Origin of the sequence: Geminicoccus roseus DSM 18922 (assembly GCF_000427665.1) — a bacterium.
Taxonomy (GTDB): Bacteria; Pseudomonadota; Alphaproteobacteria; order Geminicoccales; family Geminicoccaceae; genus Geminicoccus; species Geminicoccus roseus.
Genome location: NZ_KE386572.1, coordinates 3,562,204 through 3,574,928 on the forward strand (window position 1 = coordinate 3,562,204; position 12,725 = coordinate 3,574,928).

The following is a 12,725-nucleotide window of genomic DNA, read 5'->3' on the forward strand; positions in this document are numbered from 1 at the left end:
ACAGCTAGGTGGAGCGGGAAGCCGCCCTGACTGGACGGCAGCGTGGCGCCAGCGGCGAGTCCGGCGGTTGCAAGCCTCTCCGGATCGCCCGGCCACGCTCGCTCGCGACGCTGGTCACCGACCAGATCCGCGACCTGATCGTGGATGGCCGGCTGCCGCCGGGCGGGCAGCTTTCGGAGAGCATGCTCGCCGAGAAGCTCGGCACCAGCCGCACCCCGGTTCGCGAGGCGTTCGGCAAGCTGGAGGCGGAGGGGCTGGTGGAGGTGCGGCCGCAGCGCGGCACCTTCGTGGTCGCCTTCGATCCGGGAGAGGTGCGGCAGACCTGCGAGCTGCGCGGCATCCTGGAGGTCGGCGCCCTGCAGATCGGCTGCGAGCGCGACCGGACAGGCCTGTGCGCGGCGCTGCGTGCCAATGTCGATGCGGCGGCAGCGGCGGTGGGTCCGCCGGTCGAAAACTATCATCCCTTCGACACGGCCTTCCATGACCTGATCGTCCGCTCCGGCGGCAACGACCAGCTCAACGAGGCGTATGCACGGGTAGCGGGCCGGGTCCGCCGCCTGCGCTTCCACTTCATCCGCACGCTCGAGAAGATCCAGGGTTCCCAGCGCGACCATCTGGCGATCGTCGAGCATCTGGAGGCCGGCCGCGACGAGGCGGCTCTGGCGACGCTGCGCCACCACGTGCACCTGGCGCATCGCGGCTTCCTCGAAGCGCTGGAGCAGCCGGGTCCGGCGACCGGCTGAATCGAGATCAGGCAAGGACGAGGCGACCATGAAGATCACGCGGCTGAAAGTCCGCACGGTCACCGGCACGATGCCGGTCGACGGCAAGTTCTGGGAGGAGCGGCTGCTCCGCCCGATCGACGTCTACGAGGAGCACCGCAAGGATCCCTGGCCGCAGGGCGGCGAGCAGATCGGCAACGACAAGTTCAGGATGACCCAGCACTTCGTCGAGGTGCACACCGACGAAGGCGTGGTCGGCACCGCCGGGCCGATCTGGCCGGACGCCGCCTGGCTGGCGGTGACCCAGCTCCAGCCGATGGTGGTCGGCCGCGACCCGCTGGCGATCGAGCTCCTGTTCGACCAGATGCACCGCCTCCTGGTCCACGGGCGCCAGGGTGCTGCCATGATCGCGGTCTCCGCCGTCGAGTGCGCGCTCTGGGACCTCAAGGGCAAGGCCATGGGCCACCCGATCTGGCGGATCCTGGGCGGCCCGACCCGCGAGGAGGTGCCGGCCTATTGCTCCATGCTGGGCTATGCGGTCCTGGACCTGGGCCTGGTCCGCGAGCGGGCGATCGAGTTCAAGGAGAAGGGCTTCCGGGCCCAGAAATGGTTCTTCCGCCACGGGCCGATGAGCGGCCACGAGGGCATGAAGGCCAATGTCGCCCTGGTCCGCACCCTGCGCGAGACGCTGGGCGAGGACTACGACATCATGCTCGACTGCTGGCAGAGCATGAACTTCGACTACGCGGTCGACCTGTGCTCCCGGATCGAGGAGTACCGGCCGCGCTGGATCGAGGAATGCTTCATGCCCGACCGGATCGACAGCCACGTCAAGCTGAAGGCCAAGACGAAGATCCCGCTCTCCGGCGCCGAGCACGAATATACCCGCTGGGGCTTCAAGCGGTTCATCGAGAAGGACGCGCTCGATATCATCCAGCCGGACATCTACTGGTGCGGCGGCCTGTCCGAGACGCTCAAGATCGCGGCCTATGCCACGGTCCACGACCTGATCACCATTCCCCACGGTCACTCGACCCCGATCGGCATCCACTTCTCGGTGACCCAGTCGCCGATCCATACGCCGTACCAGGAGTATCTGTGGAAGTGGAACCTGGTGAACATGTACTTCCTGAAGGACCCGCTCTGGCCGGTCGACGGGATGATCAGGCTGCCCCATGCCGTGGGGGCCAACATGGAGCTCGATCCGGACAAGATCGAGCATGAGGAGGAAATGCGTGGCTGAATCGTCTGGACTGGAGCCTGGTGCCGGCGGCGCGCCGGAGGGAATGCTGGCCAGGGCCCTGGCGTTGAAGGAGAAGCTGCGGAGCGGCGGCACGGTGGTCGGCGCCTGGCTGACCATCGCCGATCCCGCCGTCACCGAGATCATGGGCAAGGTCGGCTTCGACTACCTGATGGTCGACAGCGAGCATTCGCCGTTCGACCTTCAGGTCCTGCAGACCATGCTGATGGCGCTGAACGGCAGCCCGACCGTGCCGATGATCCGGGTCGCCTGGAACGACCATGTCCGGATCAAGCAGCTGCTCGACATGGGCTGGGAGGGTATCCTGGCGCCGATGGTCAGGACGGTCGAGGACTGCCAGGATCTGGTGGCAGCCTGCAAGTACCCGCCGGAGGGCCGCCGCGGCTTCGGGCCCAAGCGCGCCTCCAACTACTACCGCGACATCGACGCCTACGTGGCCAAGGCCAACGACGCGATCTTCGTGATGCCGCAGATCGAGCATGTCGAGACCGTCGACGTGCTCGACGAGTTCCTGGCGGTGCCGGGGATCGACGCGGTGGCGATCGGGCCGAACGACCTGTCTGGCACGGCCGGCCTCCTGCGCAACCTGAGCCATCCGACGGTGAAGACGGCGCACGAGACGATCGTGACGAAGACCAAGGCGAAGGGCCTGCCGGTCTGCCTGGGCGTCAACACGCCGGCGTCGCAGAACAAGGAATGGGTCGAGAAGGGCGTGCGCTTCCTGATGGTGACCTCGGACATCGAGCTGCTGGCAGGCGGCGGCTCGGCTGCCCTGCGCGCCACCCGGGAAGCAATCGGCGGCTGACCGGAAGGACCTCCCGCGCCGGATCCGGCGCGGGAGGTTCAGCCTGCCTTTGGCTGGAACGGGGCCGGAACGGCCAGCGCGCCGCCAACCCAGAGGAGCGGGCTGCCAGTGTCGTGGGTGGTGACCTTCAGGACCCGTCCGACCAGGATCCCGTGACTGGCGCCGTCATGGACGGTCTCCAGCTCGCATTCGAACGACGCCGGCGCGTCCTCCAGCAGCGGTACGCCATGGGCGCCCTCGACCCATGGACCGACAGCGAAGCGCGGTTCTCCCGATTCGGCGAACAGGCCGCCGAACCGGCCGGCAAGCTCGGCATGGGCCGGGCCCAGCAGGTTCACGCCAAACCGGCGGTGGCGGAGGATCGGGTGGAACGAGTCCGAATCCCGGTTGATGCACACCAGGAGGGTAGGCGGATCGGCGGAAACCGACGTCACCGCGGTGGCGGTGAGGCCAAAGCGTTCCGGAACCGAACCTGTCGTGACAATCGTCACCCCTGCCGCCAGGCGACGCATGCCATCGATGTAGGACGTCCGGTCCGCGCTCACCCGTTTCTCCCCCTTATGGATCGGTCCCCGCCGGTGTCGGGGGTTTTTGCCGGATCGGCAAGACGTGGCTCGACGCGGACGCTCGTCGTCACGCGGTGAGTTCGCCGGAACGGGCCAGCATGCAGCCGTCGATCCGCCAGCTTCCGTCCGGCTGGCGCTCCATCGGGTAGAGCGCGATCACCGGGATGCCGTCCGGACCGACCAGCAGGACACGCTGGGTAGGGCGGCCGTTCATCTCGACGATGTCGCGGAACTCCGCCTCACGCGCACGATAGACCTGCGGATAGGCTTCGCGGACCATGGACATGAAGCGTTGCGGGCTGCCGAACAGGCCCTGGATGCCAGGGGAGGCCAGCCCGAAGGCGGCTTCTCCGTCGTCCGCCAGGAACGCGTCGAGCTGCCGACGGATCACCTGCTGGACGGACTGAAGATCGGCCTCGGACACCGAGCCGGCGCTCACCTGAACGGCAGGCAAGACTGGCTCGGCCGGTGCGGCCATGGCCATGGGCACGGTACCCAGGATCAACGAGGCCAGCAGGACACGCATCGGGCGCTCTCCTCTCCGGATCGTTGCTGTCCAGGCCACCGGATCCGGTACGAAGCGGCCCTCAATGTTGCCTACGCTCCGGATCAACGTCCGGATCGACTGCAGGCTCCTGGTCGCGGAGGTTTGCCGTGGCCATCTCCTTGGCTGGAGATCATCCCGGCAAGACGGGCGGTTGCCCCATGGAGGAGGTGCCGGATCATGTCGACTTCGGCCCGGGCGCGCGAACAGATGGTGGCCCAGCAACTGGTGCGGCGCGGGATCAGCGACGGGCAGGTGCTCCGCGCCATGCGCAACGTGCCGCGGGAGGCCTTTGTCGCCGAGCGCCTGCAGGAATCGGCCTACGACGACGCGCCGCTCCCGATCGAAGAAGGCCAGACCATCTCCCAGCCCTATGTGGTGGCCCTGATGATCCAGGCAGCGGCCCTTCGACCGGGAGACCGCGTCCTGGAGATCGGGACCGGCTCCGGCTATGCGGCGGCGGTGATGGCCGAGATCGCCCAGCAGGTGCACAGCGTGGAGCGCCATCCGCGTCTGGCCCAGATCGCCCGGCAGCGGCTGGAACTGCTTCGCTATCCCAACGTCGAGGTGCACGAGGGCGACGGCACGCTCGGCTGGCCGGATGCCGCTCCCTACGATGCCATTCTCGCCGCCGCTGGCGGTCCGTCGGTGCCGGACCCGCTGCGGGCCCAGCTTGCGGAGGGGGGACGGCTGGTCATGCCGGTGGGCGACGAGGCCGGTCAGCGGCTTTTGCTGGTCATCCGGAAGCCCGACGGGTCGTTCGACGAGAAGGATCTGGGAAGCGTGGCGTTCGTGCCGATGATCGGCCGCCACGGCTGGAGCGAACCGGCAGCCGGTGGATGAGGCGGCTGGCTGGCGCTGTCGGCTTCCGCGAGGAGCCGGCGTGGCCTGTTCAGTCCGGATCGGTGCCGGCGATCATGGTGCGCCGCCCGCTCTGATCGGCGACCCACAGATCAAGGCGGCCGGCATTATCGCGCCCGTTGATAGTGAAGGAGCCGCCGTCGAACAGGGGATAGATGCCTCGGAAGCGGAACGTCTCTGGTGGCGTGCCGCCCCGCATTCCAGCGGCGAGGTCCAGGAGCAGGGTTGCCTGAAGCGGCCCGTGCACGACCAGGCCCGGATAGCCTTCCTCCTCCTGGCAGTAGCGCCGATCGTAGTGGATGCGGTGGCCGTTGAAGGTGAGGGCCGAGTAGCGGAACAGGAGGGTAGGCGTCGCCTGGATCGCGCGGCTGACGCTTGGTTGCGGTGGCCTCTCGGCGGCAGGCTGCGCCGGAGCGGGCGCCTGCGCCTCCCGGTAGACGATGTCCTGCCGCTCGGCAATCGCAACGCCCCGGCCGGTGGCGAACTCATGCCGCACGGTCACGAAGCAGAGCCTGCCGGTGCGGCCTTCCTTCAGTTCGACCGCCTCGATCCGGGAAACCCGCTCGACCTTGTCACCGACGCAGAGCCGGTCATGCAGGTGAAGCGCGCCACCAGCCCACATCCGGCGCGGCAGGGGGACGGGCGGCAGGAAGCCGCCGCGGGCCGGATGTCCGTCCGGGCCCAGTCCCGACATCGCCACCGCCGGCGGCGCCAGGCACCAGTGGATCGCGAGGGGAGCCGGCTCTCCCGGGACTGGCTGCCCCGGCTCCTGGTCCAGGGTCGCCCGCAGGGCCTTCACCATCTGCGGCGAGATCCAGTCTTCCGCCTGTTCGGTCCGGCCGATCCAAGCCTGGAGCTTTTGGATGTCCACGCTGTCGCTCATCGGATCGGCCCTCAATAGGAGCGCGGCATGCCCAGGACATGCTCGGACAGGTAGCTGAGGATCAGGTTGGTCGAGATCGGGGCGACCTGGTAGAGGCGGGCCTCGCGGAACTTGCGCTCCACATCATACTCCTCGGCAAAGCCGAAGCCGCCATGGGTCTGCACGCAGGCCTCCGCCGCCGCCCAGGACGCCTCGGCCGCCAGCATCTTGGCCATGTTCGCTTCGGCGCCGCAGTCCTTGCCCTGCTCGAACAAAGAGGCCGCCTGCTGCACCATCAGTTCGGCGGCGCGCATCTGGGCATAGGCGCGCGCGATCGGGAACTGGATCCCCTGGTTCTGGCCGATCGGCCGGCCGAACACGGTCCGCTCGTTCGCATAGGCGGTGGACTTTGCGGTGAACCATTTGGCATCGCCGATGCATTCCGCGGCGATCAGGATCCGCTCGGCGTTCATGCCGGACAGGATGTAGCGGAAGCCCTTGCCCTCCTCGCCGATCAGGTTTTCCGCCGGGATCCGGACGTCGTCGAAGAACACCTCGGTGGTGGAGTGGTTCATCATGGCGCGGATCGGGCGGATGGTCAGCCCCGCCTTCTTCGCCTCGCGCATGTCCAGGATGAACACCGACAGGCCATCGGTGCGCTTGGCGACCTGCTCCTTGGGCGTGGTGCGCGCCAAGAGCAGCATCAGGTCGGAATGTTCCGCCCGCGAGGTCCAGATCTTCTGGCCGTTGACGACGTAGCTGTCGCCGTCCCGGCGGGCGAAGGTCTTGATCGAGGTCGTGTCGGTGCCGCTCGACGGCTCCGTCACCCCGAACGCCTGCAGGCGCAGTTCGCCCGCCGCAATACCCGGCAGATATTTCCGCTTCTGCGCCTCGCTGCCGTGCCGCAGCACCGCGCCCATGACGTACATCTGGGCATGGCAGGCGGCACCGTTGCAGCCGGCGCGCTGGACCTCCTCCAGGATCGCCGCCGCGGCGGACAGCGGCAGGCCGGAGCCGCCAAACTCCTCGGGGATCAGTGCGGCGAGGTAGCCGGCCTGGGTGAGCGCCTGCACGAACTCGGCCGGATAGGCGCCTTCCCGATCCAGCTTGCGCCAGTACTCTCCCGGAAACTCGGCGCAGAGCTTGGCGACCTCGTCGCGAATGTCCGAATAGTCTTCCTGCGCCACGCCGCTTCCCCGCCGTCCGAGCCTCTCCTGCCGCAACTTGGGGAGAACGAGGCTATAGCGACAAATAGAAATTCATTGGCCGTGCCATGCCGGCAGGTGATGGCCCCTCAGCTTCGCAGCGGGATTCCGTCGGCGACGATCTCCGGCGCCCGCCACCGCCGCGGGCCCTCGAGATGGATCGAGGCGCCGGTGCTGTCGACTGCCACGGTCACCGGCATGTCCTCGACCACGAATTCGTGGATTGCCTCCATGCCCAGGTCCTCGAACGCCAGGACGCGGGCGGAACGGATCGCCTTGGACACGAGGTAGGCCGCGCCGCCCACCGCGATGAGATAGGCAGCGCCATGACGGCGGATCGCGTCGATGGCGGCGGGGCCGCGCTCGGCCTTGCCGATCATCACCAGGAGACCGGTCCGCTCCAGGAGCGTGGCGGTGAACGGGTCCATGCGGGTGGAGGTGGTGGGACCGGCCGGCCCCACCACTTCGTCGCGCACCGCGTCGACCGGCCCGACATAGTAGATCGCCCGGTCCTTGAACTCGACCGGAAGCGGCTCGCCCCGCTGGATCATGTCGACCAGGCGGCGATGCGCGGCGTCGCGTCCGGTGAGCATCCGCCCGGACAGGAGCAGGGTCTCCCCGGCCTTCCAGCCCGCGACCTCGGCGGCATCCAGATGGTCGAGATCGACCCGCCGTGCGGTGGCGGCCAGACCGTCTATGGCGATGTCCGGCCATAGTTCCAGGTCGGGCGTGGTGAAGGCGGCAGGCCCGCTGCCATCCAGCACGAAGCCGACATGACGGTCGGCAGCGCATTGCGGGATCAGGCCGACCGGCTTGGACGCGGCATGGCAGGGGTAGGTGGCGATCTTGACGTCGAGGATGGTGGTCAGGCCGCCCAGGCCCTGGGCGCCGATGCCCAGGGCGTTGACCTTGTGGTAGATCTCGAGCCGCATCTCTTCCAAAGGCGAGGCGGGCCCCCGCGCCAGGAGCTCGGTCATGTCTATCGGGGCCAGCAGCGACTCCTTGGCGAGCAGCATCGCCTTTTCCGCGTTGCCGCCGACGCCGATGCCGAGCAGGCCCGGCGGGCACCAGCCGGCACCCAGCGTCTCCACCGTCTCCACCACCCAGTCGACCACCGAGGCGGAGGGGCCGAGATTGGCGAAGCGGGCCTTGTTCTCCGAGCCGCCGCCCTTGGCGGCCAGCTTCACCTCGATCCGGTCGCCCGGCACCATCTCGACATGGGTGATGGCGGGGGTGTTGTCGCGGGTGTTGCGCCGGTCGAACAGCGGGTCGCGGATCATCGAGGCGCGCAGCGGATTTTCCGGATCAGTATAGGCCAGGCGCACCGCCGCATCGACCAGTTCGGCCAGGGGCCGCGAACTCACCAGACGCGCCTCCATCCCGATTTTCACGAACGCCACCACCGAGCCGGTATCCTGGCACATCGGGCGCCGGCCGAACGCCGCCATCTTCGAGTTGGCCAGGATCTGCGCCATCGCATCGCGCGCCGCCGGGCTCTGCTCCCGTCGGTAGCTTTCCGCCAGATGGCGGATGAAGTCCGGCGGATGGTAGGTCGAGATATATTGCAGGGCGTCGGCGACGCTGCGGACGAAGTCCTCCTCGCGGATCGATCGGCTCAAGGGCGCGTTCCCGTCCTGGTCGGGCGCAGGATAGCCCCGATCGCGGGCTCGGTCTCCACCGTGTTCAGCCTGGCGAACAGCGTGGCCGCGCCGTCTCCCAGGACCGGGGCGGCCAGGGTCAGGAACTTGGCCTCGACCTGCGCCGCGTCGGGAAAGGTCGCGGGCTCGCCGGACGGATCGGGGATTACCCGCTCGATCACGCCCTGGCTGGTCTCGACCCGGATAATCCCGCCGAACGGATGGCGCAGTCCTTCCAGGCGCTCGTCCCGCACGACCTCGATCCGGTCGGCGATCCGCTCGATCGCAGGATCGCCCAGGCGGGCATAGTCGTCCCAGCCAAAGCTGCCCTGCGCCAGGGCGACCGCCGCGGTGAACGGCATCGAGAACTGACCGTCGACCACGCTTTTCGGCCGGCGCTTCTCTTCCATGGGTGCCGCGGTCAGCACGATGCCGTTCTGGTGGAGGCCGATCGTGACGGAGCGGATGTCCTCCGCCTCCAGCCCCATTTCCCGCTTCAGGGCGATCAGCCCGTCCAGCGGCGCGTGGGTGTAGCGGCAACTGGGATAGGGCTTCACCCCGATCCGGGTGGTCTCGTAGGCCGTGCCAAGGTCCAGGACGGCACGGGCGGGATCAGCCTTGTCCGAGTAGCCCTTGAGAAAGCCGTGCCGACCCTCGATGGCCTGCACGGCACCGCAAAAGCCGTTGCGTGCGAGCGTGGCGGCGATGACGCCGTTCATGGCGGCGGCGCCCACCTGGTAACGCTTGTTCCATGCGCCGTTGACCAGGAACTGCAGGGACCCGGCCGCCTGGCTGGCGGCGACGCCGAAGGCCGATGCCATCGCGTCGGCATCCAGGCCGTACAGCCGGCCGGCCGCAGCCGCCGCGCCGAACGTTCCGGCCGTGGCGGTGGGGTGGAAGCCACGGGCATAGTGCGCGGTCGGATCGAGCGCATTGCCCAGGCGGCAGCAGACCTCGTAGCCGGCGACGATGGCGGCCAGCACGTCCTTTCCGGACGCATTCACCCGTTCCCCGACGGCGAAGGCAGCCGGTACCACCGGGGCGCTCGGGTGCAGCGAGCTGTCGGCGTGGGTGTCGTCGAAATCCAGGGAATGGCCGAGCGCGCCATTCAGGAGGGCAGCCACCGGAGGCGCAAAAGGCCGCCGGTTGCCGAGCACCGTGCAGGCGCCTTCGCCGTCCAGCCCCAGATCGGCCACGGTGCGGTAGAGGGAGGGGGTCGAATCCGCCTCGACGCCGGCCCGGAGCATGCTGCCGACCAGGTCGATCGTCAGGTGCCTGGCGCGCGCGCGGACAGCCTCGGGAATGTCCTCATGGGAGATCCCGGCCGCATAGGTCGCGAGGAGGCGGGTTTCATCGGCCATGATGATGCTCTTCTTCAGTGCGGGCGGGATGCGCTGCGCGCGATGATCTGGCGGGCGCGGGCAATGACGGGGGCGTCCACCATGGCCCCGTCCAGGGCGATCGCGGCGCCGTCGCCAGCCGCGTCCAGAACCCGCCTGGCCCAGTTCACGTCGGCTTCCGACGGCGCGAAGCCCTGCCGTGCGGGGATGATCTGGCGAGGGTGGATCAGGAGCTTGCCGGCAAAGCCCAGGGAAGCGGCATGGGCGGCGTCGTCCAGGATCTCGTCGGGCCGGTCGATCGCGGTGGTCACGCCGTCGATCGGGCCTGGCAGTCCCGCCAGGCGCGACGCCAGAACCAGTTCCAGGCGCGCCAGCAGCAGGGCTTCCCGGCTGTGCGCGCAGCCAAGGTCGGCAGCGAAGTCGATCGATCCGAACGCGAGCCGGCCGGCGGACCGAGCCAGCAGGCGGGCCTGGGCCAGCCCCGACGCCGATTCGACCAGGGCGACGACGCGCGCCCGGTCGCCCAGGATCGCTGCGAGGCGCTTCAGGTCTTCGGGATGCTCGGCCTTGGGCAGGACCACGCCCGCCACCGGCAGGATCGCCAGCGCCGCCAGATCGTCGGCGTGCCAGGGCGTGCCGGAGGCATTGATGCGCAGGAAGATCGGGAGCGGGTGGGCGGGAAGCTGCGCCAGGGCCTGGACCAGCCCGATGCGCGCCGATGCCTTGGCCTGTGAGGCCACGGCATCTTCCAGGTCGATGAACACGCAATCGGCTCCGGAAGCCGCCGCCTTGGAGATGCGCTCGGGCCGGTCGGCCGGAACGAACAGCGGGAAGTCAAAGGCGGTCATGCCGGATGGCTACCTGGAGGAGGCGGGAGCGGGCCAGTCAATCCTGCCCGAACCCGCGCCGGCCGGCGAGAGGGCCGGACGATAGGATTTTGTTGGGGTGGGCATCATGGAAGATGATGCGCCTCCATAACGGTGCGCTATGGCCGGTCGACCGGAGAATTATTGGAACCTGCTTCCCCATCCGATCTAATGGGCGTGACGAAGAATACCGCAGGACCGCGGCTTCCCGGACAACATGCCCCGCCAGGACACGATGAAACCTGTGCTCGACGGAATTCTGGTCGTCAGCCTCGAACAGGCGGTGGCCGCGCCCTATGCCTCCAGCCGCCTGGCCGATGCCGGGGCGCGGGTCATCAAGATCGAGCGGCCGGAAGGCGACTTCGCCCGCAACTACGACCATCTGGTGATGGGCGAGAGCGCCTATTTCGTGTGGCTGAACCGCGGCAAGGAGTCGGTCTGCCTGGACCTCAAGCAGGAGGCGGACCGGGCGGTGCTGGCCGCCGCGATCGCGAAGGCGGACATCTTCATCCAGAACCTGGCGCCGGGCGCGGTCGAGCGCCTGGGCTTCGGGATGGACCAGCTCCGCCGGGACTATCCGCGCCTGATCACCTGCTCGATCTCCGGCTATGGCGATGAGGGGCCCTATCGCGACCTGAAGGCCTATGACCTCCTGGTCCAGGCCGAGAGCGGCCTGTCGGCGATCACCGGCAACGAGCAGGGCTCGGCGCGGGTCGGCGTGTCGGTCTGCGACATTGCGGCCGGGATGACCGCGTTCCAGAGCGTGATGACCGCGCTCTACGCCCGCACCTGGACCGGCGAGGGCCAGCACATCGCGGTCTCGCTCTATCACGCGCTCTCCGACTGGATGAACGTTCCCTACCTCCAATATGCCTATGGCGGGCGGGAGCCGCCGCGCTGCGGCCTGAACCACCCGACCATCGCCCCCTACGGCGCCTACCCGTGCCGGGACGGCAAGGCGGTGCTGTTCTCGATCCAGAACGAGCGGGAATGGCCGCTGTTCTGCCGGGACGTGCTGGAGCGGGCGGAGGTGGCGGTGGATCCGCGCTTCGCCAGCAACAACCAGCGGGTCGCCAACCGGCCGGCCCTGGACGAGATCATCCTGGCGGTGTTCGCCTCGATGGACCGGGATGAGGCGGTGGCGCGCCTGGAGAAGGCGCGGGTGGCCTATGGCCGGGTGAGCACGCTAGAGGATGTCTCAAACCATCCGCAGAACCGCTACATCACGGTCGACAGCCCGGCAGGACCGGTCCGGATGCTGGCGCCGGGCGCGACCTTCGACGGCGAGATCCCGGCGTTTCGCAAGGTCCCGGCCCTGGGCGAGCATACCGAGCAGATCATCGCGGAGTTCACCGGCGCCGGACCCGCGTGATGGAGCCGGCCGACACCCTTGCCCTTCTGCTGGAGCGGCTTGCCCAGGTGGGCGCGCAATCCGCGCTCGACATCGGCTGCGGCACCGGCGGGCTGGCGAGGGTGCTGGCGGAGCGAGGCCTTCAGGTCACGGGCGTCGACCCTTCTGCACCGGCGATCGAGCGGGCGCGCCGGGAAGTGCCGCAAGCCCGTTTCGAGGTTGCCGGGGGCGAGCATCTGCCGTTCGCCGACGCGGAGTTCGACGCGGCGGTCTTCCTCAACAGCCTTCATCATGTGCCAGAGCCAGCGATGACGGCGGCCCTGTCGGAAGCGCTGCGGGTGGTCGGCGGGGGCATGGTCGTGGTGATCGAGCCCCTGGCGCAGGGACCGTTCTTCGAGGTGATGCGGCCGGTCGAGGACGAGACGGAGATCCGGGCCGCGGCGCTGGCCGCGATCGGGCAGGCGCGGGATGCCGGCTGGCTGGTTGTCCAGGAATCGATCGACTACCGGCGCGACCAGTCCTTCCGGGACGTCCAGGCCTTCTGCGACTACCTGATCCGGGTCGATCCATCGCGCCGCGAGCAGGCCCAACTGGTCCAGGGCAGGGTGGCTGAACTGTTCGGCCGACACGCCGTCGCCGGACCGGATGGCTTCCGGCTGTCCCAGCCCCTGCGCCTGCAATGCCTGCGCCGGCCGGACTGAGCCG

General features: G+C 68.8%; 13 protein-coding genes. 6 read left to right on the top strand and 7 right to left on the bottom strand.

Features of this window, described 5'->3' with window-relative positions; genetic code table 11:
* The first annotated feature begins 8 nt into the window (after window positions 1-8).
* The 3 genes from GEMRO_RS32825 to GEMRO_RS0117815 are packed head-to-tail and all read left to right on the top strand — an operon-like array spanning window position 9 to window position 2,788.
* Complete coding sequence (locus GEMRO_RS32825; RefSeq protein ID WP_051329192.1) at window positions 9-743, top strand: GntR family transcriptional regulator; 735 nt, start codon at window positions 9-11, stop codon at window positions 741-743.
* A 28-nt stretch (window positions 744-771) separates the two neighbouring features.
* A complete protein-coding gene (locus tag GEMRO_RS30305) occupies window positions 772-1,965 on the top strand; it encodes an enolase C-terminal domain-like protein (protein WP_051329193.1) in 1,194 nt (397 codons plus the stop codon).
* A complete protein-coding gene (locus tag GEMRO_RS0117815; protein WP_169728408.1) occupies window positions 1,958-2,788 on the top strand; it encodes an HpcH/HpaI aldolase family protein in 831 nt (276 codons plus the stop codon). Before GEMRO_RS30305 ends, GEMRO_RS0117815 begins: the two co-directional genes overlap by 8 nt.
* A 38-nt stretch (window positions 2,789-2,826) precedes the next feature.
* Here the strand turns inward: GEMRO_RS0117815 and GEMRO_RS0117820 are convergent, their stop codons facing one another.
* Both GEMRO_RS0117820 and GEMRO_RS30310 read right to left on the bottom strand, forming a co-directional pair.
* Window positions 2,827-3,333: a flavin reductase family protein gene (locus GEMRO_RS0117820; RefSeq protein ID WP_027135095.1), complete on the bottom strand. Its 507-nt coding sequence runs from the start codon at window positions 3,331-3,333 to the stop codon at window positions 2,827-2,829.
* Between the two features lie 88 nt (window positions 3,334-3,421).
* Window positions 3,422-3,880: a DUF4864 domain-containing protein gene (locus GEMRO_RS30310; RefSeq protein ID WP_205625020.1), complete on the bottom strand. Its 459-nt coding sequence runs from the start codon at window positions 3,878-3,880 to the stop codon at window positions 3,422-3,424.
* 198 nt (window positions 3,881-4,078) lie between these two features.
* Here GEMRO_RS30310 and GEMRO_RS0117830 point away from each other — a divergent pair, with 198 nt between their 5' ends.
* Window positions 4,079-4,741 (top strand): protein-L-isoaspartate(D-aspartate) O-methyltransferase, encoded by a 663-nt coding sequence (locus GEMRO_RS0117830; protein WP_027135096.1) that lies wholly within the window; start codon window positions 4,079-4,081, stop codon window positions 4,739-4,741.
* 49 nt (window positions 4,742-4,790) lie between these two features.
* Here GEMRO_RS0117830 and GEMRO_RS0117835 read toward each other — a convergent pair whose 3' ends face one another.
* The 5 genes from GEMRO_RS0117835 to GEMRO_RS0117855 form a co-directional block, all read right to left on the bottom strand.
* Entirely contained in the window at window positions 4,791-5,642 is an 852-nt protein-coding gene (locus GEMRO_RS0117835; RefSeq protein WP_027135097.1) for an FAS1-like dehydratase domain-containing protein, read from the bottom strand.
* Window positions 5,643-5,653: 11 nt separating this feature from the next.
* Window positions 5,654-6,808: an acyl-CoA dehydrogenase family protein gene (locus GEMRO_RS0117840; protein ID WP_027135098.1), complete on the bottom strand. Its 1,155-nt coding sequence runs from the start codon at window positions 6,806-6,808 to the stop codon at window positions 5,654-5,656.
* 107 nt (window positions 6,809-6,915) lie between these two features.
* Entirely contained in the window at window positions 6,916-8,445 is a 1,530-nt protein-coding gene (locus tag GEMRO_RS0117845) for a fumarate hydratase (protein WP_027135099.1), read from the bottom strand.
* Window positions 8,442-9,824: an MmgE/PrpD family protein gene (locus GEMRO_RS30315; protein WP_051329194.1), complete on the bottom strand. Its 1,383-nt coding sequence runs from the start codon at window positions 9,822-9,824 to the stop codon at window positions 8,442-8,444. The genes GEMRO_RS0117845 and GEMRO_RS30315 overlap by 4 nt, the downstream gene beginning before the upstream one ends.
* Window positions 9,825-9,838: 14 nt before the next feature.
* Entirely contained in the window at window positions 9,839-10,651 is an 813-nt protein-coding gene (locus GEMRO_RS0117855) for an HpcH/HpaI aldolase/citrate lyase family protein (RefSeq protein ID WP_027135100.1), read from the bottom strand.
* Window positions 10,652-10,904: 253 nt separating this feature from the next.
* On the opposite strand from GEMRO_RS0117855, the gene GEMRO_RS0117860 reads away from it, so the two are divergent.
* Both GEMRO_RS0117860 and GEMRO_RS0117865 read left to right on the top strand, forming a co-directional pair.
* A complete protein-coding gene (locus GEMRO_RS0117860; protein ID WP_027135101.1) occupies window positions 10,905-12,041 on the top strand; it encodes a CaiB/BaiF CoA transferase family protein in 1,137 nt (378 codons plus the stop codon).
* Window positions 12,041-12,721, top strand: coding sequence for a class I SAM-dependent methyltransferase (locus GEMRO_RS0117865; RefSeq protein ID WP_035485549.1), 681 nt, complete (start codon window positions 12,041-12,043; stop codon window positions 12,719-12,721). The genes GEMRO_RS0117860 and GEMRO_RS0117865 overlap by 1 nt, the downstream gene beginning before the upstream one ends.
* The last annotated feature ends 4 nt before the right edge of the window (window positions 12,722-12,725 follow it).

Excerpts from the sequence above, each read along its gene's own strand:
- GEMRO_RS30305 (WP_051329193.1), top strand. The coding sequence starts at position 772 with ATGAAGATCACGCGGCTGAAAGTCCGCACGGTCACCGGCACGATGCCG.
- GEMRO_RS30310 (WP_205625020.1), bottom strand. The coding sequence starts at position 3,880 with ATGCGTGTCCTGCTGGCCTCGTTGATCCTGGGTACCGTGCCCATGGCC.
- GEMRO_RS0117830 (WP_027135096.1), top strand. The coding sequence starts at position 4,079 with ATGTCGACTTCGGCCCGGGCGCGCGAACAGATGGTGGCCCAGCAACTG.
- GEMRO_RS0117835 (WP_027135097.1), bottom strand. The coding sequence starts at position 5,642 with ATGAGCGACAGCGTGGACATCCAAAAGCTCCAGGCTTGGATCGGCCGG.
- GEMRO_RS30315 (WP_051329194.1), bottom strand. The coding sequence starts at position 9,824 with ATGGCCGATGAAACCCGCCTCCTCGCGACCTATGCGGCCGGGATCTCC.
- GEMRO_RS0117855 (WP_027135100.1), bottom strand. The coding sequence starts at position 10,651 with ATGACCGCCTTTGACTTCCCGCTGTTCGTTCCGGCCGACCGGCCCGAG.
- GEMRO_RS0117860 (WP_027135101.1), top strand. The coding sequence starts at position 10,905 with ATGAAACCTGTGCTCGACGGAATTCTGGTCGTCAGCCTCGAACAGGCG.
- GEMRO_RS0117865 (WP_035485549.1), top strand. The coding sequence starts at position 12,041 with ATGGAGCCGGCCGACACCCTTGCCCTTCTGCTGGAGCGGCTTGCCCAG.